The 18898-nt window shown below is 55.0% G+C and carries 20 protein-coding genes; 9 read left to right on the top strand and 11 right to left on the bottom strand.

Translation table 11 applies throughout. From position 1 onward, the window contains the following. The first annotated feature begins 630 nt into the window (after positions 1 to 630). From tdcA to ACVCAM_RS06015, 8 genes are all read left to right on the top strand, one after another. Positions 631 to 1551 carry a transcriptional regulator TdcA gene (gene tdcA, locus ACVCAM_RS06050; RefSeq protein ID WP_008501504.1) on the top strand — a complete coding sequence of 307 codons (921 nt, stop codon included), beginning with the start codon at positions 631 to 633 and terminating at the stop codon, positions 1549 to 1551. Between the two features lie 101 nt (positions 1552 to 1652). After that, complete coding sequence (gene tdcB / locus ACVCAM_RS06045) at positions 1653 to 2642, top strand: bifunctional threonine ammonia-lyase/L-serine ammonia-lyase TdcB (RefSeq protein WP_023326154.1); 990 nt, start codon at positions 1653 to 1655, stop codon at positions 2640 to 2642. Between the two features lie 9 nt (positions 2643 to 2651). Next, on the top strand, positions 2652 to 3983 hold the full coding sequence (gene tdcC / locus ACVCAM_RS06040; RefSeq protein ID WP_008501506.1) for a threonine/serine transporter TdcC: 1332 nt from the start codon (positions 2652 to 2654) through the stop codon (positions 3981 to 3983). A 30-nt stretch (positions 3984 to 4013) separates the two neighbouring features. Further along, positions 4014 to 5222: a propionate kinase gene (gene tdcD / locus ACVCAM_RS06035; RefSeq protein ID WP_094945148.1), complete on the top strand. Its 1209-nt coding sequence runs from the start codon at positions 4014 to 4016 to the stop codon at positions 5220 to 5222. 15 nt (positions 5223 to 5237) lie between these two features. Then, a complete protein-coding gene (gene pflB, locus ACVCAM_RS06030) occupies positions 5238 to 7532 on the top strand; it encodes a formate C-acetyltransferase (protein ID WP_150147945.1) in 2295 nt (764 codons plus the stop codon). Positions 7533 to 7684: 152 nt separating this feature from the next. Then, positions 7685 to 8095 (top strand): Spy/CpxP family protein refolding chaperone, encoded by a 411-nt coding sequence (locus ACVCAM_RS06025; protein ID WP_023326151.1) that lies wholly within the window; start codon positions 7685 to 7687, stop codon positions 8093 to 8095. Positions 8096 to 8356: 261 nt separating this feature from the next. Further along, on the top strand, positions 8357 to 9688 hold the full coding sequence (locus ACVCAM_RS06020) for an amino acid permease (RefSeq protein WP_021242373.1): 1332 nt from the start codon (positions 8357 to 8359) through the stop codon (positions 9686 to 9688). A 20-nt stretch (positions 9689 to 9708) separates the two neighbouring features. Then, entirely contained in the window at positions 9709 to 11010 is a 1302-nt protein-coding gene (locus ACVCAM_RS06015; protein ID WP_407223707.1) for an L-cysteine desulfidase family protein, read from the top strand. Between the two features lie 61 nt (positions 11011 to 11071). Here the strand turns inward: ACVCAM_RS06015 and ACVCAM_RS06010 are convergent, their stop codons facing one another. Continuing rightward, a complete protein-coding gene (locus tag ACVCAM_RS06010; protein ID WP_407223706.1) occupies positions 11072 to 11773 on the bottom strand; it encodes a pirin family protein in 702 nt (233 codons plus the stop codon). Between the two features lie 104 nt (positions 11774 to 11877). Between ACVCAM_RS06010 and ACVCAM_RS06005 the strand changes: the two genes are divergently transcribed. Then, positions 11878 to 12780 (top strand): LysR family transcriptional regulator, encoded by a 903-nt coding sequence (locus tag ACVCAM_RS06005; RefSeq protein WP_407223705.1) that lies wholly within the window; start codon positions 11878 to 11880, stop codon positions 12778 to 12780. A 41-nt stretch (positions 12781 to 12821) separates the two neighbouring features. Here the strand turns inward: ACVCAM_RS06005 and ACVCAM_RS06000 are convergent, their stop codons facing one another. The 10 genes from ACVCAM_RS06000 to exuR form a co-directional block, all read right to left on the bottom strand. After that, positions 12822 to 13187: a DUF805 domain-containing protein gene (locus ACVCAM_RS06000; protein ID WP_008503136.1), complete on the bottom strand. Its 366-nt coding sequence runs from the start codon at positions 13185 to 13187 to the stop codon at positions 12822 to 12824. 106 nt (positions 13188 to 13293) lie between these two features. After that, positions 13294 to 14280, bottom strand: a complete 987-nt coding sequence (locus ACVCAM_RS05995) for a glutathione S-transferase family protein (RefSeq protein ID WP_447093552.1) — start codon at positions 14278 to 14280, stop codon at positions 13294 to 13296. Between the two features lie 71 nt (positions 14281 to 14351). Then, positions 14352 to 14744 carry a DoxX family protein gene (locus ACVCAM_RS05990; protein WP_023294633.1) on the bottom strand — a complete coding sequence of 131 codons (393 nt, stop codon included), beginning with the start codon at positions 14742 to 14744 and terminating at the stop codon, positions 14352 to 14354. A 251-nt stretch (positions 14745 to 14995) separates the two neighbouring features. Then, positions 14996 to 15292: a YqjK-like family protein gene (locus ACVCAM_RS05985; protein ID WP_008503139.1), complete on the bottom strand. Its 297-nt coding sequence runs from the start codon at positions 15290 to 15292 to the stop codon at positions 14996 to 14998. Further along, positions 15289 to 15687 carry a phage holin family protein gene (locus ACVCAM_RS05980; RefSeq protein WP_407223704.1) on the bottom strand — a complete coding sequence of 133 codons (399 nt, stop codon included), beginning with the start codon at positions 15685 to 15687 and terminating at the stop codon, positions 15289 to 15291. The genes ACVCAM_RS05985 and ACVCAM_RS05980 overlap by 4 nt, the downstream gene beginning before the upstream one ends. A 1-nt stretch (position 15688) precedes the next feature. After that, positions 15689 to 15994 carry a DUF883 family protein gene (locus tag ACVCAM_RS05975; RefSeq protein ID WP_407223703.1) on the bottom strand — a complete coding sequence of 102 codons (306 nt, stop codon included), beginning with the start codon at positions 15992 to 15994 and terminating at the stop codon, positions 15689 to 15691. A gap of 29 nt (positions 15995 to 16023) precedes the next feature. Beyond that, positions 16024 to 16392 carry a DUF1090 domain-containing protein gene (locus tag ACVCAM_RS05970; protein WP_008503142.1) on the bottom strand — a complete coding sequence of 123 codons (369 nt, stop codon included), beginning with the start codon at positions 16390 to 16392 and terminating at the stop codon, positions 16024 to 16026. 143 nt (positions 16393 to 16535) lie between these two features. Further along, positions 16536 to 16919 (bottom strand): EnvZ/OmpR regulon moderator MzrA, encoded by a 384-nt coding sequence (mzrA, locus tag ACVCAM_RS05965; protein WP_039024794.1) that lies wholly within the window; start codon positions 16917 to 16919, stop codon positions 16536 to 16538. Between the two features lie 2 nt (positions 16920 to 16921). Further along, positions 16922 to 17584 (bottom strand): DedA family general envelope maintenance protein YqjA, encoded by a 663-nt coding sequence (gene yqjA, locus ACVCAM_RS05960; RefSeq protein WP_008503144.1) that lies wholly within the window; start codon positions 17582 to 17584, stop codon positions 16922 to 16924. A gap of 344 nt (positions 17585 to 17928) precedes the next feature. Further along, positions 17929 to 18705 (bottom strand): transcriptional regulator ExuR, encoded by a 777-nt coding sequence (gene exuR / locus ACVCAM_RS05955; RefSeq protein WP_008503145.1) that lies wholly within the window; start codon positions 18703 to 18705, stop codon positions 17929 to 17931. Between the last annotated feature and the right edge of the window lie 193 nt (positions 18706 to 18898).

The following is an 18898-nucleotide window of genomic DNA, read 5'->3' as shown; positions in this document are numbered from 1 at the left end:
AGCGCAGCGCTATCCGGCACCACACAAACGACATCAATTCTCATATTTGCGACATTAAGCACATTTCACTGTTTTTCACTCGACGGTTCCGCCTCGGCATCTGCAGACGATCGCCATCACAAAATTTAAATCTAAAAAACCGGCGATCTGTAGTATTGATAATTTGTTATGATTGTTAGCTTAATGTTCGTAAATCTTTTCTCGTTTGATATGCGCTTATTGAAATCAAATACATTTCCTCCGTGAATATGTGACGTATTCCACTCTTTTCCTGAAATTTGAAAATTTACGTCGTAAAAAATGGCTTAAATGAAAGTATGTTTCAAATAAATGACGGTTATTTATTAGCCTTTAATTGCCTGAAATATCGTCTTTATTGTTTTTTTAAGAACGGTGAAATAAATCCGGGTTATCGCCATAAAATAAATTTATTAGCGCTATTTTTGTTGATCAATATCAGCGTTGTAGCGTATTTCATTACCTTCAATGCATTGATTTATAAGGTTTTTAATGGGTTTTTGAAGCGTGAGTTAAGGGTTGCTCAAAGCAAATTGTGAGTAACAGCACATACCCCTTTAAACATTATTGAGTAGAATTCACCCCGTCATAGGGAAATAAGCGCAGAATATTATGAACACTATTATTCTACCGAAAACACAGCACCTCGTGGTATTTCAGGAAGTCATTAAAAGTGGCTCCATAGGTTCTGCTGCAAGACAACTGGGCCTGACGCAACCCGCCGTCAGCAAAATCATCAGCGATATCGAATCTTACTTCGGTGTGGAAGTGATGGTACGTAAAAATACGGGCGTAAAACTGACGGCTGCAGGCCAGGTTCTGCTCTCGTACTCCGAGTCGATCACGCGTGAAATGAAAAACATGGTGAGCGAAATCAATAGTCTCAGTTTTAGCACCGTTATGGATGTCTCCTTTGGCTATCCGTCGCTGATTGGTTTTACCTTCCTGTCTGAGATGATCAAAAAATTCAAGGAAGTGTTCCCGAAAGCGCGCGTCTCAATGTATGAAGCTCAGCTCTCCTCTTTCCTCCCGGCCATTCGCGATGGTCGTCTGGATTTCGCTATCGGCACGCTGAGCGATGAAATGCTGCTTCAGGATCTGCACGTCGAACCGCTGTTTGAGTCTGAGTTTGTGCTGGTCGCCAGCAAAACGCGAACGTGCACCGGCCCGACGACACTGGCATCGCTTACGCACGAGCAGTGGGTGATGCCGCAAACCGATATGGGCTACTACAAAGAACTTCTGACCACTCTGCAAGACAACCACATCAGCATCGAAAACATCGTCCAGACCGATTCCGTCGTCACCATTTATAACCTTGTCCTGAATGCCGATTATCTGACGGTGATTCCCCGCGACATGATTGCCCCATTCGGTTCGGATCAATTTATTGTGCTGCCCGTGGAAGACGAATTACCCGTGGCGCGTTATGCCGCCGTGTGGTCTAAAAATTACAGGATTAAAAAATCGGCGTCAGTATTAGTTGAGCTGGCTAAACAATATTCGTCGATGAATATCGAAAGACGACGATGAATAATAAGTTTTAATTTTAAAAAATACCCAGAGCTTAACGTATTAACGCTCTGATACCCTGACTTTGCCTGAAAAGAATGAATTATTATAACGAGGATATTATGCATATTACCTACGATCTCCCGGTAACCATTGAAGATATTCAGGACGCCAGAAAACGACTGGCAGGCAAGATATATAAAACCGGTATGCCGCGCTCGAATTATCTCAGCGAACGGTGTAAGGGCGAAATATTCCTTAAGTTTGAGAACATGCAGCGTACCGGTTCGTTCAAAATTCGCGGCGCGTTTAATAAATTAAGCTCGCTGACCGATGCTGAAAAGCGCAAAGGTGTGGTCGCCTGCTCTGCGGGAAACCACGCGCAGGGAGTGTCGCTCTCCTGCGCCATGCTCGGCATCGACGGTAAAGTGGTGATGCCGATGGGCGCACCAAAATCTAAAGTGGCCGCGACCCGCGACTACTCGGCGGAAGTGGTGCTCCACGGTGAGAACTTCAACGACACCATCGCTAAAGTGAGCGAAATCGTCGAGATGGAAGGGCGCATTTTTATTCCGCCTTACGATGACGCCAAAGTGATCGCCGGGCAGGGCACCATCGGTCTGGAAATTCTCGAAGATTTATACGACGTGGATAACGTCATTGTCCCTATCGGCGGCGGCGGATTAATTGCCGGGATTGCAACGGCGATTAAATCCATCAACCCGACCATTAATATTATCGGCGTACAGTCTGAAAACGTACACGGAATGGCAGCTTCCTGGCAGGCAGGAGAAATAACCAACCATCGCGTTACCGGCACGTTAGCCGACGGCTGCGACGTCTCTCGTCCGGGTAAATTAACCTTCGAAATCGTTCGTGAACTGGTCGATGACATTGTTCTGGTGAGCGAAGACGATATTCGCAACAGCATGATTGCCCTTATTCAGCGAAATAAAGTGGTGACGGAAGGCGCCGGCGCGCTGGCCTGTGCCGCGTTATTAAGCGGCAAGCTTGACCACTATATTCAGGGCCGCAAAACCGTCTGCATTATTTCCGGCGGCAATATCGATCTCTCCCGTGTTTCCCAAATTACCGGCTTCGTTGACGCATAAAGGTGACCTATGAGCAACACAGAAAGCATTATCGTTGGCCAGACAAAAACGTCCTCCTGGCGTAAGTCTGATACCACCTGGACGCTTGGCCTGTTTGGTACCGCCATTGGCGCAGGCGTGCTGTTCTTCCCCATTCGCGCAGGCTTTGGGGGCTTAATCCCTATCCTGCTGATGCTGGTTCTCGCGTTCCCGATTGCGTTTTACTGCCACCGCGCGCTGGCGCGCCTCTGCCTGTCCGGCAGCAACGTCTCCGGCAACATCACCGAAACGGTAGAAGAGCATTTCGGTAAAACCGGTGGGGTGGTGATCACGTTCCTCTACTTCTTTGCCATTTGCCCGCTGCTGTGGATTTACGGCGTCACTATTACTAACACCTTCATGACCTTCTGGGAAAACCAGCTCCAGCTGCCTGCGCTAAACCGCGGCGTGGTGGCGCTGTTCCTGCTGCTGCTGATGGCTTTTGTTATCTGGTTTGGTAAAGACCTGATGGTGAAGGTGATGAGTTTCCTGGTGTTCCCGTTTATTGCCAGTCTGGTGCTGATTTCCCTGTCGCTGATCCCTTACTGGAACTCCGCGGTGATCGACCAGGTCAACCTGAGCGATATCGCCTTCACCGGCCATGACGGCATTCTGGTCACGGTGTGGCTGGGGATCTCCATCATGGTCTTCTCCTTCAACTTCTCGCCTATCGTCTCCTCGTTTGTGGTCTCCAAGCGCGAAGAGTACGAGCCGGAGTTCGGTAAAGAATTCACCGAGCAGAAATGTTCCAAAATCATCGGTCGCGCCAGCATGCTGATGGTCGCCGTGGTGATGTTCTTCGCCTTTAGCTGCCTGTTTACGCTCTCTCCGCAGAACATGGCGGACGCCAAAGCGCAGAACATTCCGGTGCTCTCTTACCTGGCGAACCACTTTGCCTCCATGTCCGGCACTAAATCGACGTTCGCGACGGTACTGGAATATGGCGCTTCCATTATTGCCCTGGTCGCTATTTTCAAATCTTTCTTCGGTCATTACCTGGGCACGCTGGAAGGGCTGAATGGCCTGATCCTCAAGTTCGGCTACAAAGGCGATAAGAAGAAGGTCTCTGTCGGCAAACTGAACACCATCAGCATGGTGTTCATCATGGGCTCCACCTGGGTTGTCGCGTACGCCAACCCGAACATTCTCGACCTTATCGAAGCCATGGGCGCGCCAATCATCGCCTCTCTGCTGTGTCTGCTGCCGATGTACGCCATCCGCAAAGCGCCGGCCATGGCGAAATATAAGGGCAAACCCGAGAACATCTTCGTCACGGTTGTGGGCCTGCTGACCATTCTGAATATCGTTTACAAACTGTTCTAACCCATTGCTCAGGAAGAGCGGAGTCACATGATGATTGAGTTTCCGGTTGTACTGGTAATTAACTGCGGTTCGTCCTCTGTTAAGTTTTCGGTGCTCGATGCCAGCAGCTGCGACGCCCTGATGACGGGCATTGCAGACGGCATCAACACGGATAAAGCCTTTATTTCCGTGAACGGGGGTGAGCCAGCCAGACTGGCTCACCAGGACTACGAAGGGGCGCTGGCTGCCATCGCCCTGGAGCTGGAGAAGCGTGACCTGATGAGCAGCGTGGCCTTAATTGGCCACCGCATTGCGCACGGTGGTGACCTCTTCAGCGAGTCGACCCTGATTACGGAAGAGGTGATTGAGCAGATCCGCCAGGTCTCCCCGCTGGCGCCGCTGCATAACTACGCCAACCTGAGCGGCGTGGAAGCCGCAGAGCGCCTGTTTCCGGGCGTGCAGCAGGTCGCGGTATTTGATACCAGCTTTCACCAGACGCTGCCGCCGCAGGCGTACCTGTACGGTTTGCCGTACCGCTATTTTGAAGCGCTGGGCGTGCGCCGTTACGGCTTCCACGGCACCTCTCACCGCTACGTGGCCGCGCAGGCGCACGCGCTCCTCGGGCTGTCCCCCGATGACAGCGGCCTGGTGGTTGCCCACCTCGGCAACGGGGCGTCCATCTGCGCGGTGCGTAACGGCCAAAGCGTGGATACCTCGATGGGGATGACCCCCCTGGAAGGACTGATGATGGGTACGCGCTGCGGCGACGTGGATTTTGGCGCGATGGCGTGGATTGCCCAGCAGACCGGCCAGTCGTTTGAGGATCTGGAGCGCATGGTCAACAAAGAGTCCGGGTTGCTGGGGATCTCCGGCATCTCCTCCGATTTACGGGCGCTGGAGAAAGCCTGGCACGCTGGCAATGAGCGGGCGCAGCTGGCTATCCAGACCTTCGTTCACCGTATAGCGCGACATATCGCCGGGCACGCGGCGTCGCTGCACCGCCTCGATGGGGTGGTCTTTACCGGCGGCATCGGCGAAAACTCAACGCTTGTCCGCGCGCTGGTGGCGGAACATCTTAAAGTGTTCGGCATCCGCCTCGACGACGCCAAAAATGCCCTGCCGGGTAGCGCGGGTGAGCGCGTCATCTCCACTGATACCTCCCGCGTGATCTGCGCGGTGATCCCTACCAACGAAGAAAAAATGATCGCGCTGGACGCCCTCCGTCTTGGGAAGGTTACCCCGGCTGCGGCTTACGCCTGATAAAGCGAGAATCTGATGAAAGTAACAATCGAAACGGGCGTCGCGCCCTACAGCGACGCATGGGCCGGGTTTCGCGGTGAAGAATGGAAAAACGCCGTCAACGTCCGCGATTTTATTCAGCATAACTACACCCCTTATGAGGGCGATGAAGCTTTCCTCGCGCAGGCGACGCCAGCAACGACGGCGCTGTGGCAGAAGGTGATGGTCGGCATTCGTCAGGAGAATGCCACCCACGCCCCGGTGGATTTTGACACCAACATTGCCACCACCATTACGGCCCACGGGCCGGGCTACATCGACCAGGATCTGGAGACGATCGTCGGCCTGCAAACCGACAAGCCGCTCAAGCGCGCCCTGCATCCGTACGGCGGGATCAACATGATCCGCAGCTCGTTCGAAGCCTATGGCCGGGAGATGGATCCGCAGTTCGAATACCTGTTTACCGACCTGCGCAAAACCCACAACCAGGGCGTGTTTGACGTCTATTCGCCAGAGATGATGCGCTGCCGCAAATCCGGCGTGCTGACCGGTTTGCCGGACGGCTACGGGCGCGGGCGCATCATCGGCGATTACCGCCGCGTGGCGCTCTACGGTATCCGCTATCTGGTGCGCGAGCGTGAGCTTCAGTTCGCCGATCTGCAGGGCAGGCTGGAACGTGGCGAAGATCTGGAGGCGACGATCCGCCTGCGCGAAGAGCTGGCGGAGCACAAGCGCGCGCTGCTGCAGATCCAGCAGATGGCGGCCAACTATGGCTTTGATATCTCACGCCCGGCGATGAACGCCCAGGAAGCAGTGCAGTGGCTCTATTTCGCCTACCTGGCGGCGGTGAAATCCCAGAACGGCGGAGCGATGTCGCTGGGGCGCACGGCCTCGTTCCTCGATATCTACATCGAACGCGACATGCAGGCGGGGCGGCTGAACGAGGTGCAGGCGCAGGAGCTGATCGACCACTTCATCATGAAGATCCGCATGGTGCGCTTCCTGCGCACGCCGGAATTCGACACGCTCTTCTCCGGCGATCCGATCTGGGCCACGGAAGTGATCGGCGGCATGGGGCTGGACGGCCGCACGCTGGTGACCAAAAACAGCTTCCGCTATCTGCACACGCTGCACACCATGGGGCCCGCGCCGGAGCCGAACCTGACGATCCTCTGGTCTGAACAGCTGCCGATCGCGTTCAAGAAATACGCCGCGCAGGTGTCGATCGTTACCTCGTCGCTGCAGTATGAGAACGACGATCTGATGCGCGCCGACTTCAACAGCGACGACTACGCCATTGCCTGCTGCGTCAGCCCGATGGTGATCGGCAAGCAGATGCAGTTCTTCGGCGCACGCGCCAACCTGGCGAAAACGCTGCTGTATGCAATCAACGGCGGGGTGGACGAGAAGCTGAAGATCCAGGTCGGCCCGAAAACCGATCCGCTGCTGGATGAGGTACTGGATTACGACACCGTAATGGCGAGCCTCGATCACTTCATGGACTGGCTGGCGGTGCAGTACATCAGCGCGCTGAATCTCATTCACTACATGCATGATAAGTACAGCTACGAAGCCTCGCTGATGGCGCTGCACGACCGGGACGTTTACCGCACCATGGCCTGCGGCATTGCCGGGTTGTCGGTAGCGGCGGATTCCCTGTCCGCCATTAAATACGCCACGGTGAAGCCGGTGCGCGACCATACCGGTCTGGCGGTCGATTTCGTGATAGAAGGGGATTACCCGCAGTACGGCAACAACGATGACCGCGTGGACAGCATCGCCTGCGACCTGGTGGAGCGCTTTATGAAGAAAATTCAGGCGCTGCCAACCTACCGCAACGCGGTACCGACCCAGTCGATCCTGACCATCACCTCCAACGTGGTTTACGGGCAGAAGACCGGGAACACGCCGGACGGACGCCGCGGCGGCACGCCGTTTGCTCCAGGCGCGAACCCCATGCACGGCCGCGACAGAAAAGGGGCGGTGGCCTCGTTAACGTCGGTCGCCAAGCTGCCGTTCACCTATGCCAAAGACGGGATCTCTTACACCTTCTCCATCGTGCCGCAGGCGCTGGGCAAAGATGAGCTGGTGCGTAAAACCAATCTGGTAGGGCTGCTGGACGGGTACTTCCATCACGAAGCATCTGTTGAGGGCGGGCAGCACCTGAACGTTAACGTGATGAACCGGGAGATGCTCCTCGATGCCATTGCGCATCCCGAGAATTACCCGAACCTGACCATCCGCGTGTCGGGCTATGCGGTGCGGTTTAATGCGCTGACGCGCGAGCAGCAGCAGGACGTGATTTCGAGGACGTTTACGCAGGCGATTTGACGAAAACCTACTCTCATGCCCCCTCACTGCAGGGGGCATTTTTTTGCCCGCTAAACATACAAAATTGTTTATATAATTACTCACACATATTCATCCGCTCTTGAAAAACAATGCTCCTGCTTTTTCCTATAACAGCATGTAAGGACTGTAAGATGATGAAAATGACCCGCATTGCGTTGGCTGCTGCTTCACTGGTGGTGTGCAGTTTTACGGCGCAGGCCGCGAACGTTGAGGCTGCCCCGTCACCGTCCCAGGATCCTCTGGTACAGCACCTGAAGCTCAGCAATGAGCAGGTGAAAAAGATTGAAGATCTGCATAAGCAGCTGGAACAAAATGTCAGCAGGATCCCGATGACGGGCGTGAAGGACGGTGCGCTGATCGACATGTTCCAGGCGGGCAAATGGGACGAAAGCACGGTGAAAAGCCAGCTTAGTGCATTCAGCAAAATTGAAGAGCAGACCCGCTATTACCGCGTGAAATATTACTTCGACGTCAGTCAGGTATTGACGCCGGAACAGCGCAAACAGATTAGAACGGATATGGCTAACGCGCTGGCTGAGTGATCTCTCACCCGCGCATCGCGCGGGTTTTTATTTCTTGATCGGCGTCACTTTTAGAAAAATACCGTCTATCAACCCATTAACAAAGCAAATTTTCCTCTATCATTCGAAAATCCTCATAAAAGTTGTGACTTTTTTCTCCCTCGCTCCGGTTAAGATTTTCTCACATCAATAACAAGCACCTGCTGCCATCTGAATCGCCATCGCTGGCGATCGGAACCTTATAAAAACAACTGTTTACCCTACAAAATAAGCGAGTGCCCCATGGATACGGCAACAAACAGCAGTGTCATTGTGAATGATTCCCCCGCGGCAAGGCGGGCGGGAATGAGTGAAAGCGAGTGGCGAGAGGCGATCAAATTCGACAGTACCGACACGGGTTGGGTCATCATGAGTATTGGGATGGCTATCGGCGCGGGGATTGTTTTTCTCCCGGTACAAGTCGGATTAATGGGGCTGTGGGTCTTTTTGCTCTCGTCCATTATTGGTTATCCCGCCATGTATTTATTCCAACGGTTGTTTATTAACACGCTGGCAGAATCCCCGGAATGCAAAGACTACCCGAGCGTAATTAGCGGGTATTTGGGTAAGAACTGGGGAATTTTATTAGGTGCGCTCTATTTCGTGATGCTGGTGATCTGGATGTTTGTCTATTCCACGGCCATTACCAACGACAGCGCCTCGTATTTGCACACCTTCGGCGTGACCGACGGTTTGCTCTCGGAAAATCCGTTCTACGGTTTATTCCTGATTTGCATTCTGGTCGCGATTTCTTCACGCGGTGAAAAGCTGCTGTTTAAAGTGTCCAGCCTGATGGTGCTGACCAAATTATTCGTAGTTGCCGCGCTGGGCCTGTCGATGATCGGCCTCTGGCATTTAGCCAACGTGGGCATGCTGCCGCCGCTGGGGCTGCTGATTAAAAACGCCATCATTACGCTGCCCTTTACCTTAACCTCCATTCTCTTTATTCAGACCCTGAGCCCGATGGTGATCTCGTACCGTTCACGTGAAAAATCGGTAGAGGTGGCGCGTCATAAGGCGCTCCGGGCAATGAACATTGCTTTTGGCGTCCTGTTTGTGACGGTCTTCTTCTATGCCGTCTCTTTCACCCTGGCGATGGGGCACGATGAGGCGGTCAAAGCCTACGAGCAGAATATCTCTGCCCTGGCGATTGCGGCGCAGTTTATCAGCGGCGACGGCGCGGGCTGGGTCAAAATCGTCAGCGTGATCCTCAATATCTTCGCCGTGATGACCGCATTCTTCGGCGTCTACCTCGGCTTCCGCGAGGCCACGCAGGGTATCGTCATGAACATCCTGCGCCGCAAAATGCCGGCAGAAAGAATCAATGAAAACGCCGTCCAGCGCGGGATTATGCTGTTCGCCATTCTGCTGGCCTGGAGCGCGATAGTCCTGAACGCGCCGGTGTTGAGCTTCACCTCCATCTGTAGCCCCATCTTCGGCATGGTGGGCTGTCTGATCCCGGCATGGCTGGTCTACAAGGTACCGGCGCTGCATAAATATAAAGGCGTATCGCTGGTGATAATCATCATCACCGGACTGCTGCTTTGTGTTTCTCCTTTCCTCGCATTCTCCTGAGGGTAATTAAGGTCGTAACGATGTCTGAGCAAACTCATCCTTTATGGAATCAATTTATATGCGCGGTGCAGGAAGAAGTGAAGCCTGCCCTTGGGTGCACCGAGCCCGTCTCTCTGGCACTGGCCTGTGCGATGGCCGCAGACCTCCTGCCGGGGGAGGTCACACGGATTGAGGCGTGGGTCTCGCCGAACCTGATGAAAAACGGGCTGGGCGTGACGGTACCGGGTACCGGCATGGTCGGATTACCGATTGCGGCGGCGCTGGGCGCGATTGGCGGTAACGCGCACGCCGGACTGGAGGTGTTGAAAGATGCCACAGCCGATGCACTGGTCCGCGCCAAAGCCCTGCTTGAGGCAGGGCAAGTGCAGGTAAAACTGCAGGAGCCCTGCGATGAGATCCTCTATTCCCGCGCCTGCGTTTATGCCGGCGAACTCTCGGCAATGGTGACCATCGCGGGCGGGCATACCCGGGTGGTGGAAGTGGTTTGCCAGGGGGAAACGCGCTTTACGCTGGATAAGCCCGTGACCGAGGTGGATGACGACCCGCTGGCGGTACTGTCACACGCTACGCTGTCGCAGATCCTGGAATTTGTCGAGCAGGTGCCGTTTGAGGCCATTCGCTTCATCCTGGAAGCAGGGCAACTGAACGATGCGCTCTCCCGCGAAGGGCTCAGCGGGAAGTGGGGGCTGCACATTGGCGCAACGCTTGATAAGCAGCGCTCGCGCGGATGGCTGGCGCAGGATCTGGGTTCGGACATTGTTATTCGCACCAGCGCCGCCTCGGATGCCCGGATGGGGGGCGCAACGCTGCCGGCGATGAGCAATTCGGGCTCCGGTAACCAGGGGATCACCGCCACCATGCCCGTCGTTGTTGTGGCTGAGCACCTTCAGGCCGGTGACGAACGGCTGGCGCGGGCGCTGATGCTGTCGCATCTGTCGGCGATCTATATCCATTATCAGCTTCCGCGCCTGTCCGCACTGTGTGCGGCGACAACGGCGGCGATGGGCGCTGCGGCGGGCATGGCGTGGCTGATGGGTGGCCGTTACCAGACCATCGCAATGGCGATCGGCAGTATGATCGGTGACGTCAGCGGGATGATCTGCGACGGGGCGTCAAACAGCTGCGCCATGAAGGTTTCCACCAGCGTCAGCAGCGCCTGGAAAGCGGTGATGATGGCGCTGGATGAGTCGGGCGTGACGGGCAACGAGGGAATTGTCGCGCACGATGTGGAGCAGTCGATCGCGAACCTGTGCGCCCTGGCGTGCCGCTCGATGCAGGCCACGGACCGGCAGATTATTGAGATCATGGCGAGTAAGGTGTAGCGAGTTCAGAGCTCTATCGGTTCCCTCTCCCTGTGGGAGAGGGTTAGGGTGAGGGCGTTCTTTAAACCGGCAAATCAATCAGCAGCGCGCGCAGCGGCGTATCCGCCACCAGGGTAATATTCGCTTCATCACGAATAAACGCGCCGTCGCCGCAGGTGAGCGCTTCTTTCTCTTCCGCGTGCGTCACCGCATGCACCGTACCGTGAATCGACTGCAGATAGGCGCGCGGGCCGTGAAGCTGGAAGCTTGCCTGCTCACCTTTCTTCAGCTCGATATGGTGCAGCCACACCTGCTGACGCAGCTGCAGGCTCTTTTTACTGCCATCAGGGGATGCAATCAGCTGTTGCTTATCGCCCGTTAAATCTAACTTCTGTACCAGCGGATTTTCCCGCTCAGGGCAGGCGTCGAGCCACAGCTGCATGCGGGTCAGCGTTTTGTCTTTGCTGAGGTTATGCTCGCTGTAGCTGATGCCCGGCTGCGTGGAAATTAACAGCGCTTCGCCAGCCTTTGCCTGGACATGATTGCCCTCGCTATCGCGGTATTCTGCCTCGCCTTCCAGGATCAGGTTCAGGATATCGACTTTCGGGTACGTACGCGGCTGGAAGGAGGCGCCCGGGGCGAGCACTTCCTGGTTCAACACGCGCAGTGAAGCGTAACCGAGGAGTTTAGGGTCAAAGTAGTGTCCAAAGGAAAAGGTGTAGCGGGCCTGCAGCCAACCGAAATCGGCTTGTCCGCACTGTTTAGCTGTTCTTGTCGTAATCATAAACTTGACCTCTCTTTACACTAAAACAATGGTAAAGGTATGGACGCTTCATTGTTAGCCAGATATTCTGCCTGGTATGTTCAAATTTCCTGAATGAGAACGAGATGGCTAAAGAGAGAGCATTGACGCTTGAGGCGCTTCGCGTCATGGACGCGATTGACCGGCGCGGCAGTTTTGCGGCGGCGGCCGATGAACTGGGGCGCGTTCCGTCTGCGCTGAGCTACACCATGCAGAAGCTGGAGGAAGAGCTGGACGTGGTGCTGTTTGACCGCTCCGGTCATCGAACAAAATTCACCAACGTCGGTCGAATGCTGCTGGAGCGCGGCCGCGTGTTGCTGGAAGCGGCGGATAAGCTGACGACCGACGCCGAAGCGCTGGCGCGCGGTTGGGAAACCCATCTGACGCTCGTGACCGAAGCGCTGGTGCCGACCGAAGCGCTGTTCCCGCTGGTGGACCGCCTGGCGGCGAAGGCTAATACGCAGCTGTCGATCATCACCGAGGTGCTGGCAGGGGCGTGGGAGCGCCTGGAGACGGGCAGGGCAGATATCGTTATTGCGCCGGACATGCACTTCCGCTCATCGTCAGAAATCAACTCGCGCAAGCTCTACAGCGTCATGAACGTCTACGTTGCCTCCCCCAACCATCCGATTCACCAGGAGCCGGAGCCGCTCTCTGAAGTGACGCGCGTGAAATATCGCGGCGTCGCGGTCGCGGATACCGCGCGCGAGCGTCCGGTACTGACGGTGCAGCTGCTGGATAAACAGCCACGTCTGACGGTGACCTCACTGGAAGACAAACGGCAGGCGCTGCTGGCCGGTCTGGGCGTGGCGACGATGCCGTACCCGTTTGTGGAGAAAGATATTGCGGAAGGGCGGCTGCGGGTCGTGAGTCCGGAGTACACCAGCGAAGTGGATATCATTATGGCGTGGCGTCGCGACAGCATGGGCGAAGCCAAATCATGGTGCCTGCGCGAAATACCCAAACTCTTCGCCCACCACAATAAATAAACGAGTAGGCCCGGTAAGCGTAAGCGCCACCGGGCAGTAATTTACGCGACGATCTTAGGATCCGGACCAAAGCGGTTTTCACCTGGGGTGCCGCTCTGACAGTTGAAGATAAGAATCACGATCCAGCCCACGATCGGGATCAACAGCAGCAATAACCACCATGCTGAACGATCGGTGTCGTGCAGCCGACGGAACAGTACCGCCCACGATGGCAGCAGGACTAACAGGCCATAAATGGTGGTCAGCACGCCTTCACCGCCAGCCCGCTCCCAGCCAAGAATTTTATCCACAATACCCAGCACCATGATGAGGATGAAGTTCACCAGAACGAACATCCAGTACTCTTTGCGGCGGGCGCGGCCACCAAATCCAATGTAGTTGCGCAGTACTTTTAAATACCAGTCCATTTTCCTTGCCTCATTAGTCAGTCAATCACTTGTTTTCTAAGCGATCGAGGTAAGAATAGATGGAGATTGTGAATTAAAAAAGGGCATCTGGTGATGCCCTTAATATTTATCCAAAACGGACGTCGCGCCCGTGCGGTTCATCCAGATCCTGCCACGGACCGATGGAGATAATACCCGTCGAGTTGATGGTCTTGTGGCTGCGGAAATAGTGGGTGCGAATATGGTCGAAGTCGACCGTCTCCGCGATGCCCGGCATCTGGTAGATGTCGCGCAGGAAACCATGCAGGTTCAGGTAGTCGCTGATGCGGTGCTTGTCGCATTTAAAGTGGGTGACATAGACCGGATCAAAGCGAACCAGCGTGGTCCACAGGCGAATGTCCGCTTCCGTCAGGCGATCGCCCGTCAGGTAGCGATGCTGGCCCAGGATCTGTTCCAGGCGTTCCAGCGATTCAAACACCTTTCCGACCGCTTCGTCATACGCTTCCTGGCTGGTGGCGAAACCGGCCTTATAGACACCGTTATTGACGTTGTCGTAAATCCAGCCGTTCAGCTCATCAATTTTCTCGCGCAGTTCCACCGGATAGTAATCTCCGGCACGGGCGCCGTGCGCGTCAAACGCGGTATTGAACATGCGGATGATTTCCGCAGACTCATTGCTGACAATCGTCTGGTTTTTCTTGTCCCACAGCACCGGCACGGTCACGCGCCCGGTGTAGTGCGGATCGGCGCGCAGATAGAGCTGGTACAGGAAATCATGGTGATAAAGATCGTCGCCGGTTGCCGCAGGGAAATCACTGTCAAACGTCCAGCCATTTTCCAGCATCAGCGGGTTGACCACGGAAACCGGAATGAAGGATTCGAGACCTTTAAGCTTGCGCACGATCAGCGTGCGGTGGGCCCACGGGCAGGCGAGGGAAACATAAAGATGATAACGATCTTTCTCAGCCGCGAAGCCGCCTTCGCCGCTCCGGCCTGGTGCGCCGTCGGCGGTCAGCCAGTTACGGAAGGCCGAAACAGAGCGCTTAAAGCGACCTCCGGTGGATTTGGTGTCATACCAGACATCCTGCCAGACGCCGTCTACGAGTTGTCCCATTTTTTCTCCTCCGTCAGATAGCAAAAGCGAGGAGATGTCTCCTCGCTTTGTGTTTATTCAGTATAGCGTGCTTACCATTTCTTATTCAGAACGCGGTCGATGCTGTATGCGCCCGGGCCAGTGACGGCCAGCAGCAGGAAGCCACCCGCGATGGTCAGGTTTTTCATGAACATCAGTGAGTTCACGCCTTCCGCAAAGTTGCTGTGGAAGATGAACGCGGTCAGCAGGGTGAAGCCTGCGGTAAACAGCGCGGTGGTGCGGGTCAGGAAGCCGAACAGCACTGCCAGGCCGCCGCCGAACTCAAGAAGAATGGTCAGTGGCAACAGGAACCCCGGAACGCCCATGGCTTCCATATACTGCTGGGTACCCGCATAACCGGTGATTTTCCCCCAACCTGCCACGATGAACAGAATTGGCATCAGAATACGCGCGACCAGTACACCAACATCTTCTAATTTTTTCATTTTACTCTCCAGGAAACCACATCAGCGGCTGAACGTTATTTGTCTGCAATTCCGGGTAGATACCGCGTCGTTGCTGTCGATGGAGAGCATCATAAACGTGACGGTGGGCGATTGTTAGCAAGGAAAACTGTCAATCTTCTTCAAAGATATTGAGTAAGGGAGGGGGAGGATTTTGCCGGGTGGCGCTGCGCTTACCCGTCCTACGAGTGTAAGTAGGCCGGGTAAGGCGTAGCCGCCACCCGGCGAGAAGGCTAGCGTAATTGCTGCTGACGGATCGTGGCTTTCACCAGACGCCAGGCGCTCCAGGCACCAAAACCACGGCGCGCCCAGCGGATGAGCATATTTGGATGACGAACCGTCCAGATAGCCATCACGCTGCTGCCGACCAGCGCCCATGAACGCAGGCTCAGGAAGGTGTTCCAGCCCCGGTCAAACCGTCGCGTCGCGTCAATCCAGTCGCGACGGCTGGCCGACAGATCCAGCCGTTGCTGCTGGATCTGGCTTAGCAGGTACGCTTTTCGCTTTTGACGTTCGGCTTTACCGCTCACGGCTTGTCATCCTCCAGCAGGGCGCGATCGTTAGCAAGCTCCTGACGCGTATGGCGCAGGAACGTGGACTTACGCGCTTTACGCAGCGTCCATATGCCGCCAATCAGCGCCGCGACCAGCAGAACGACGGTCGTGGCAATCATGGCGTTAAGACGATACTGCGGTTCAATGGCCCAGATGATTAACACCATCAGGCTCATCAGACCAAACGCGGCGAAGAGCATGGTCAGTCCAAGCATCAGCAGCATCTGGAAGAGGTTCGCTTTCTCCTCCTCCAGTTCGACCACTGCCAGCCGGACGCGCGTTTCGGCAATCCCGACCAGCGTCGTCAAAATACGCTGGCCGATGCCGAGGACGTTGTTAGCAGGCCCTTGTGCGTGACGAGGATCTTCCATATCAACGACGCGTCAGCAGGACACCCAGTACCACACCGACTGCGGCACCAATTCCGACACCCGTCCATGGATTATCACGCACGTATTCGTCCGCACGCGCGGCCGCTTCGCGGGTCTGTTTTGCCAGCGCATCGCCGGTTTCACCCAGGCGAAAGCGGCTCTCTTTCAGCGCCTGCTCCGCCTTGCTGCGCAGCTTGCTGACCTCTTCTTTTGACTTGTCAGCAGAGGAGTTCAGCACCTCTTCCAGGGTATCGGCCAGGGATTTCAGTTCAGCGCGCAGATGTTCAGACGTCGTATCTTTTGACATGATTCTCTCCTGTTGAGATTTCCGTTAACTCAATAATCGCGAGCTTCCAGCGCTTTCAGGTCGTCCTGCGCTTCTTTCAACTTCTTCTCGCGCTTAGCAATTTTTTCCGCATCCCCTTTCTCTTTCGCTTCCTGCAGGTCGCGACGGCGCTCGGCTATCTCGTCCTTCTGTTCAGCGATTTTCTTCTGGTGGTCGGCACGCAGCTTGCTGTCTGAACAGTTCGCTTTCACTTCGCTCAGCGCTTTTTTTAGACCATCAACACGGTGCTGATTGTTATGCTTTTCGGCATAACCGATCTCACGCTGAATATCCTGTTCTTTCTCCTGACAGAGAGAATTTGCGAAGGATGCTGTGCTTAAAGAAAAAAGGGCCAGAGCCAGAGTCATGCGGAATTTCATTATCGAAACCTTCCATTGTGTTGCGGCGTAAGCCGCTATCCAAAGTTATGCGGAGTACATTCGAGGGGTGCTCCGCGTACTTAAGCATAGTAAGTAAACGGGGGATTCACCAAAGTGAGTGAAAAGATTCGGAATCCTGGTAATTATCCAAACCGATGCGACGTATCGCGAATCAGCGACAGCCAGGCAGCAGGCTGGCTGTCATCTTCCTGCTGAGCGATGATATACCCGTGCGGCAGCGTACGGTCGAGAACCACTTTTGCGGCGGCACTTTGCGCTCGGGAATCAAACTTGATCAGTAAAACATCGTCCTGCGGGGTGATGCTTTTAAAGCGGATCCCGTTCGCGTCCAGATGGTGCCAGACAGAAAAACCGTCAGGCACGCTGGCACCCTGGTTCACCGGGCGAATGGCCAGCGTGGATTCCTGGTGCGAAAGCGCGCTCCATGCCAGCAGCATGGCGCTGAGCACCACCAGTGTCAGCACGGCGCAGGCAAAACGGCGCAGGGCGAGCGGTGAGATAGCCATCGTTAGCCTCTGGCTCCGTATTTCTTTTTCCACAGGACGACCAGCGAGCCGATCAGACCGAAGACCAGCAGCACCACAGGCAGCAGCATCAGGCAGGACATCAGCTGGTCTTCATATTTCATAAAGACTGGCGTTTTCCCCAACGCATAGCCGAGCGTCGTCAGAATCAGTACCCACAGCAGGCCGCTCATCCAGTTAAAGAACTGGAAGCGCGCGCTGCTCAGCCCCGACAGACCGGCAATGGTCGGCAACAGGGTGCGTACAAAGGCGATAAAGCGGCCAATCAGCAGCGCAGAAAGCCCGTGCTTATGGAAAAGGTGGTGCGCCCGCTGGTGATAATGTGCAGGCAGGTGCGAGAGCCAGTTCTGGACGATCCGGGTATTGCCCAGCCATCTTCCCTGGATGTAGCTGACCCAGCAGCCGAGACTCGCAGCGACGGTCAGTAACAAAATAGTTTGCGGGAATGCCATCGCCCCTTTAGCGCACAGCACGCCGACAAGCACCAGTAAACTGTCACCGGGCAGGAAAGCAGCAGGCAGCAAGCCGTTCTCAAGGAACAGGATCATAAACAAGACGAAATAGAGCATGCCAATCATGGAAGGGTTGGCCAGCGTTTCAAAATCCTGCGCCCAGAGGGCATGCAGTAGTTGGGTCAAAAGTTCCATTCAGTGTTCCTGGAAATCGGTTAACGTCATGCCTGTTATCCGGGACAAACAGCACGGCGACATGGTTGTGATTTCATTATGGTCGCTCGCGGACACATTGCGGTGTGGCCAACACTGTTCCCTGTTAATTGGCTGGTTAGCAAGCACTAACTTACAAAATAACGAAGTGAATCCAATTGTAACAAAGCCCAACGTTCTGCGTCACAGAATTTGCAGGCGTGAGTTGATTTTGGCGTAAGCCCAGAAAGTGAGCGAGGGGATTTACAAAGGCTGACACTATATATGTTTTGCTTACCCACGTTCGCCGGAAGGCGCAGCGAAGCGCCTGCCAGCGGGAAGGTCATCTATTTTGCGGCACTGGGGACCGTATCGAGATGAACAACGGGATTATCGGCGAAAAGATAGCGGTCAGCGTTAAATTCGAAGTCGTCGCTGGTTTCATTGAACAGCATCTGCTTAGTGTTTTCCAGGTGCTGCCACATCGCCAGCTTAGCGGCGTGCGGATCTTTACGAATCAGCGCTTTAAGAATTTGATCGTGATCGTCACACCAGTTGTCGACGGTACGGGAATCGATATGGTCGTGCAGTTTTTTCCAGTACGGGTTGTGAACGCGCTGAGTCCACATTTTCTCAACGATTGCCGCCAGCGCCGTGTTTTGGGTCGCCAGGGCGACCTGGACGTGGAACTGCAGATCCCACTCAGAATCGCGGAAACATTTTTCCTTGCGGGCATTCTCCTGGATTTCCATCAGCTTCATGATGTCCTGCTTGGTCACCTGCGTCGCCGCAAATTCGGCAATGTTGCTTTCAATCAGCTGGCGAGCCTGGAGCAGCTCAAACGGGCCATAGCTGGCGAATTCCAGACTTTCGTCCGCGACGGGAGAGTGTTTCGGCAGATTGGAAATGACGTGAATGCCGGAGCCTTTGCGTACCTCAACGTAGCCTTCGACTTCCAGCATGATGATCGCTTCACGCACCACGGTGCGGCTGACGCTTTTTTCATCCGCGATAAAGCGCTCGGCGGGCAGTTTATCACCGACAAGATAGACACCTTGCTCGATGCGATCTTTCAGCTCCGCAGCAAGTTGTTGATATAAACGACGTGGTTCGGTGATTTCCATATGCGCTCCAGGCAGGGTACGGCAGATGATTTGTTATACCACTTTTGCGTGCCACTCTCCAGATTTTGCCATTAAAAAAGCCACTACTGAGTGGCCTTTAAATGCCCGGCGACGCTTCGCTTGCACGGGCCTACGGGGTTTGTAGGCCGGGTAAGCGTAGGGTATGAACCGGAAACATGGGTAACACTTTAGA

Source organism: Enterobacter sp. CFEC122 (assembly GCF_052983755.1).
Note: the sequence above shows the minus strand (reverse complement) of the source record. Positions and strands in the feature narration are given on the sequence as shown.

Bases quoted from the DNA above. Each gene is read 5' to 3' on its own strand.
- ACVCAM_RS05970 (WP_008503142.1), bottom strand. From the start codon at position 16,392: ATGAAATTCCGCATGACTCTGGCTCTGGCCCTTTTTTCTTTAAGCACA.
- mzrA (WP_039024794.1), bottom strand. From the start codon at position 16,919: ATGGCTATCTCACCGCTCGCCCTGCGCCGTTTTGCCTGCGCCGTGCTG.
- yqjA (WP_008503144.1), bottom strand. From the start codon at position 17,584: ATGGAACTTTTGACCCAACTACTGCATGCCCTCTGGGCGCAGGATTTT.
- tdcC (WP_008501506.1), top strand. From the start codon at position 2,652: ATGAGCAACACAGAAAGCATTATCGTTGGCCAGACAAAAACGTCCTCC.
- ACVCAM_RS05990 (WP_023294633.1), bottom strand. From the start codon at position 14,744: ATGAAAAAATTAGAAGATGTTGGTGTACTGGTCGCGCGTATTCTGATG.
- ACVCAM_RS06015 (WP_407223707.1), top strand. From the start codon at position 9,709: ATGTCTGAGCAAACTCATCCTTTATGGAATCAATTTATATGCGCGGTG.
- ACVCAM_RS06020 (WP_021242373.1), top strand. From the start codon at position 8,357: ATGGATACGGCAACAAACAGCAGTGTCATTGTGAATGATTCCCCCGCG.
- tdcB (WP_023326154.1), top strand. From the start codon at position 1,653: ATGCATATTACCTACGATCTCCCGGTAACCATTGAAGATATTCAGGAC.
- ACVCAM_RS06025 (WP_023326151.1), top strand. From the start codon at position 7,685: ATGATGAAAATGACCCGCATTGCGTTGGCTGCTGCTTCACTGGTGGTG.
- ACVCAM_RS05995 (WP_447093552.1), bottom strand. From the start codon at position 14,280: ATGGGACAACTCGTAGACGGCGTCTGGCAGGATGTCTGGTATGACACC.
- pflB (WP_150147945.1), top strand. From the start codon at position 5,238: ATGAAAGTAACAATCGAAACGGGCGTCGCGCCCTACAGCGACGCATGG.
- ACVCAM_RS06000 (WP_008503136.1), bottom strand. From the start codon at position 13,187: ATGGACTGGTATTTAAAAGTACTGCGCAACTACATTGGATTTGGTGGC.
- ACVCAM_RS06010 (WP_407223706.1), bottom strand. From the start codon at position 11,773: ATGATTACGACAAGAACAGCTAAACAGTGCGGACAAGCCGATTTCGGT.
- ACVCAM_RS05975 (WP_407223703.1), bottom strand. From the start codon at position 15,994: ATGTCAAAAGATACGACGTCTGAACATCTGCGCGCTGAACTGAAATCC.
- ACVCAM_RS05980 (WP_407223704.1), bottom strand. From the start codon at position 15,687: ATGGAAGATCCTCGTCACGCACAAGGGCCTGCTAACAACGTCCTCGGC.
- tdcA (WP_008501504.1), top strand. From the start codon at position 631: ATGAACACTATTATTCTACCGAAAACACAGCACCTCGTGGTATTTCAG.
- tdcD (WP_094945148.1), top strand. From the start codon at position 4,014: ATGATTGAGTTTCCGGTTGTACTGGTAATTAACTGCGGTTCGTCCTCT.
- exuR (WP_008503145.1), bottom strand. From the start codon at position 18,705: ATGGAAATCACCGAACCACGTCGTTTATATCAACAACTTGCTGCGGAG.
- ACVCAM_RS06005 (WP_407223705.1), top strand. From the start codon at position 11,878: ATGGCTAAAGAGAGAGCATTGACGCTTGAGGCGCTTCGCGTCATGGAC.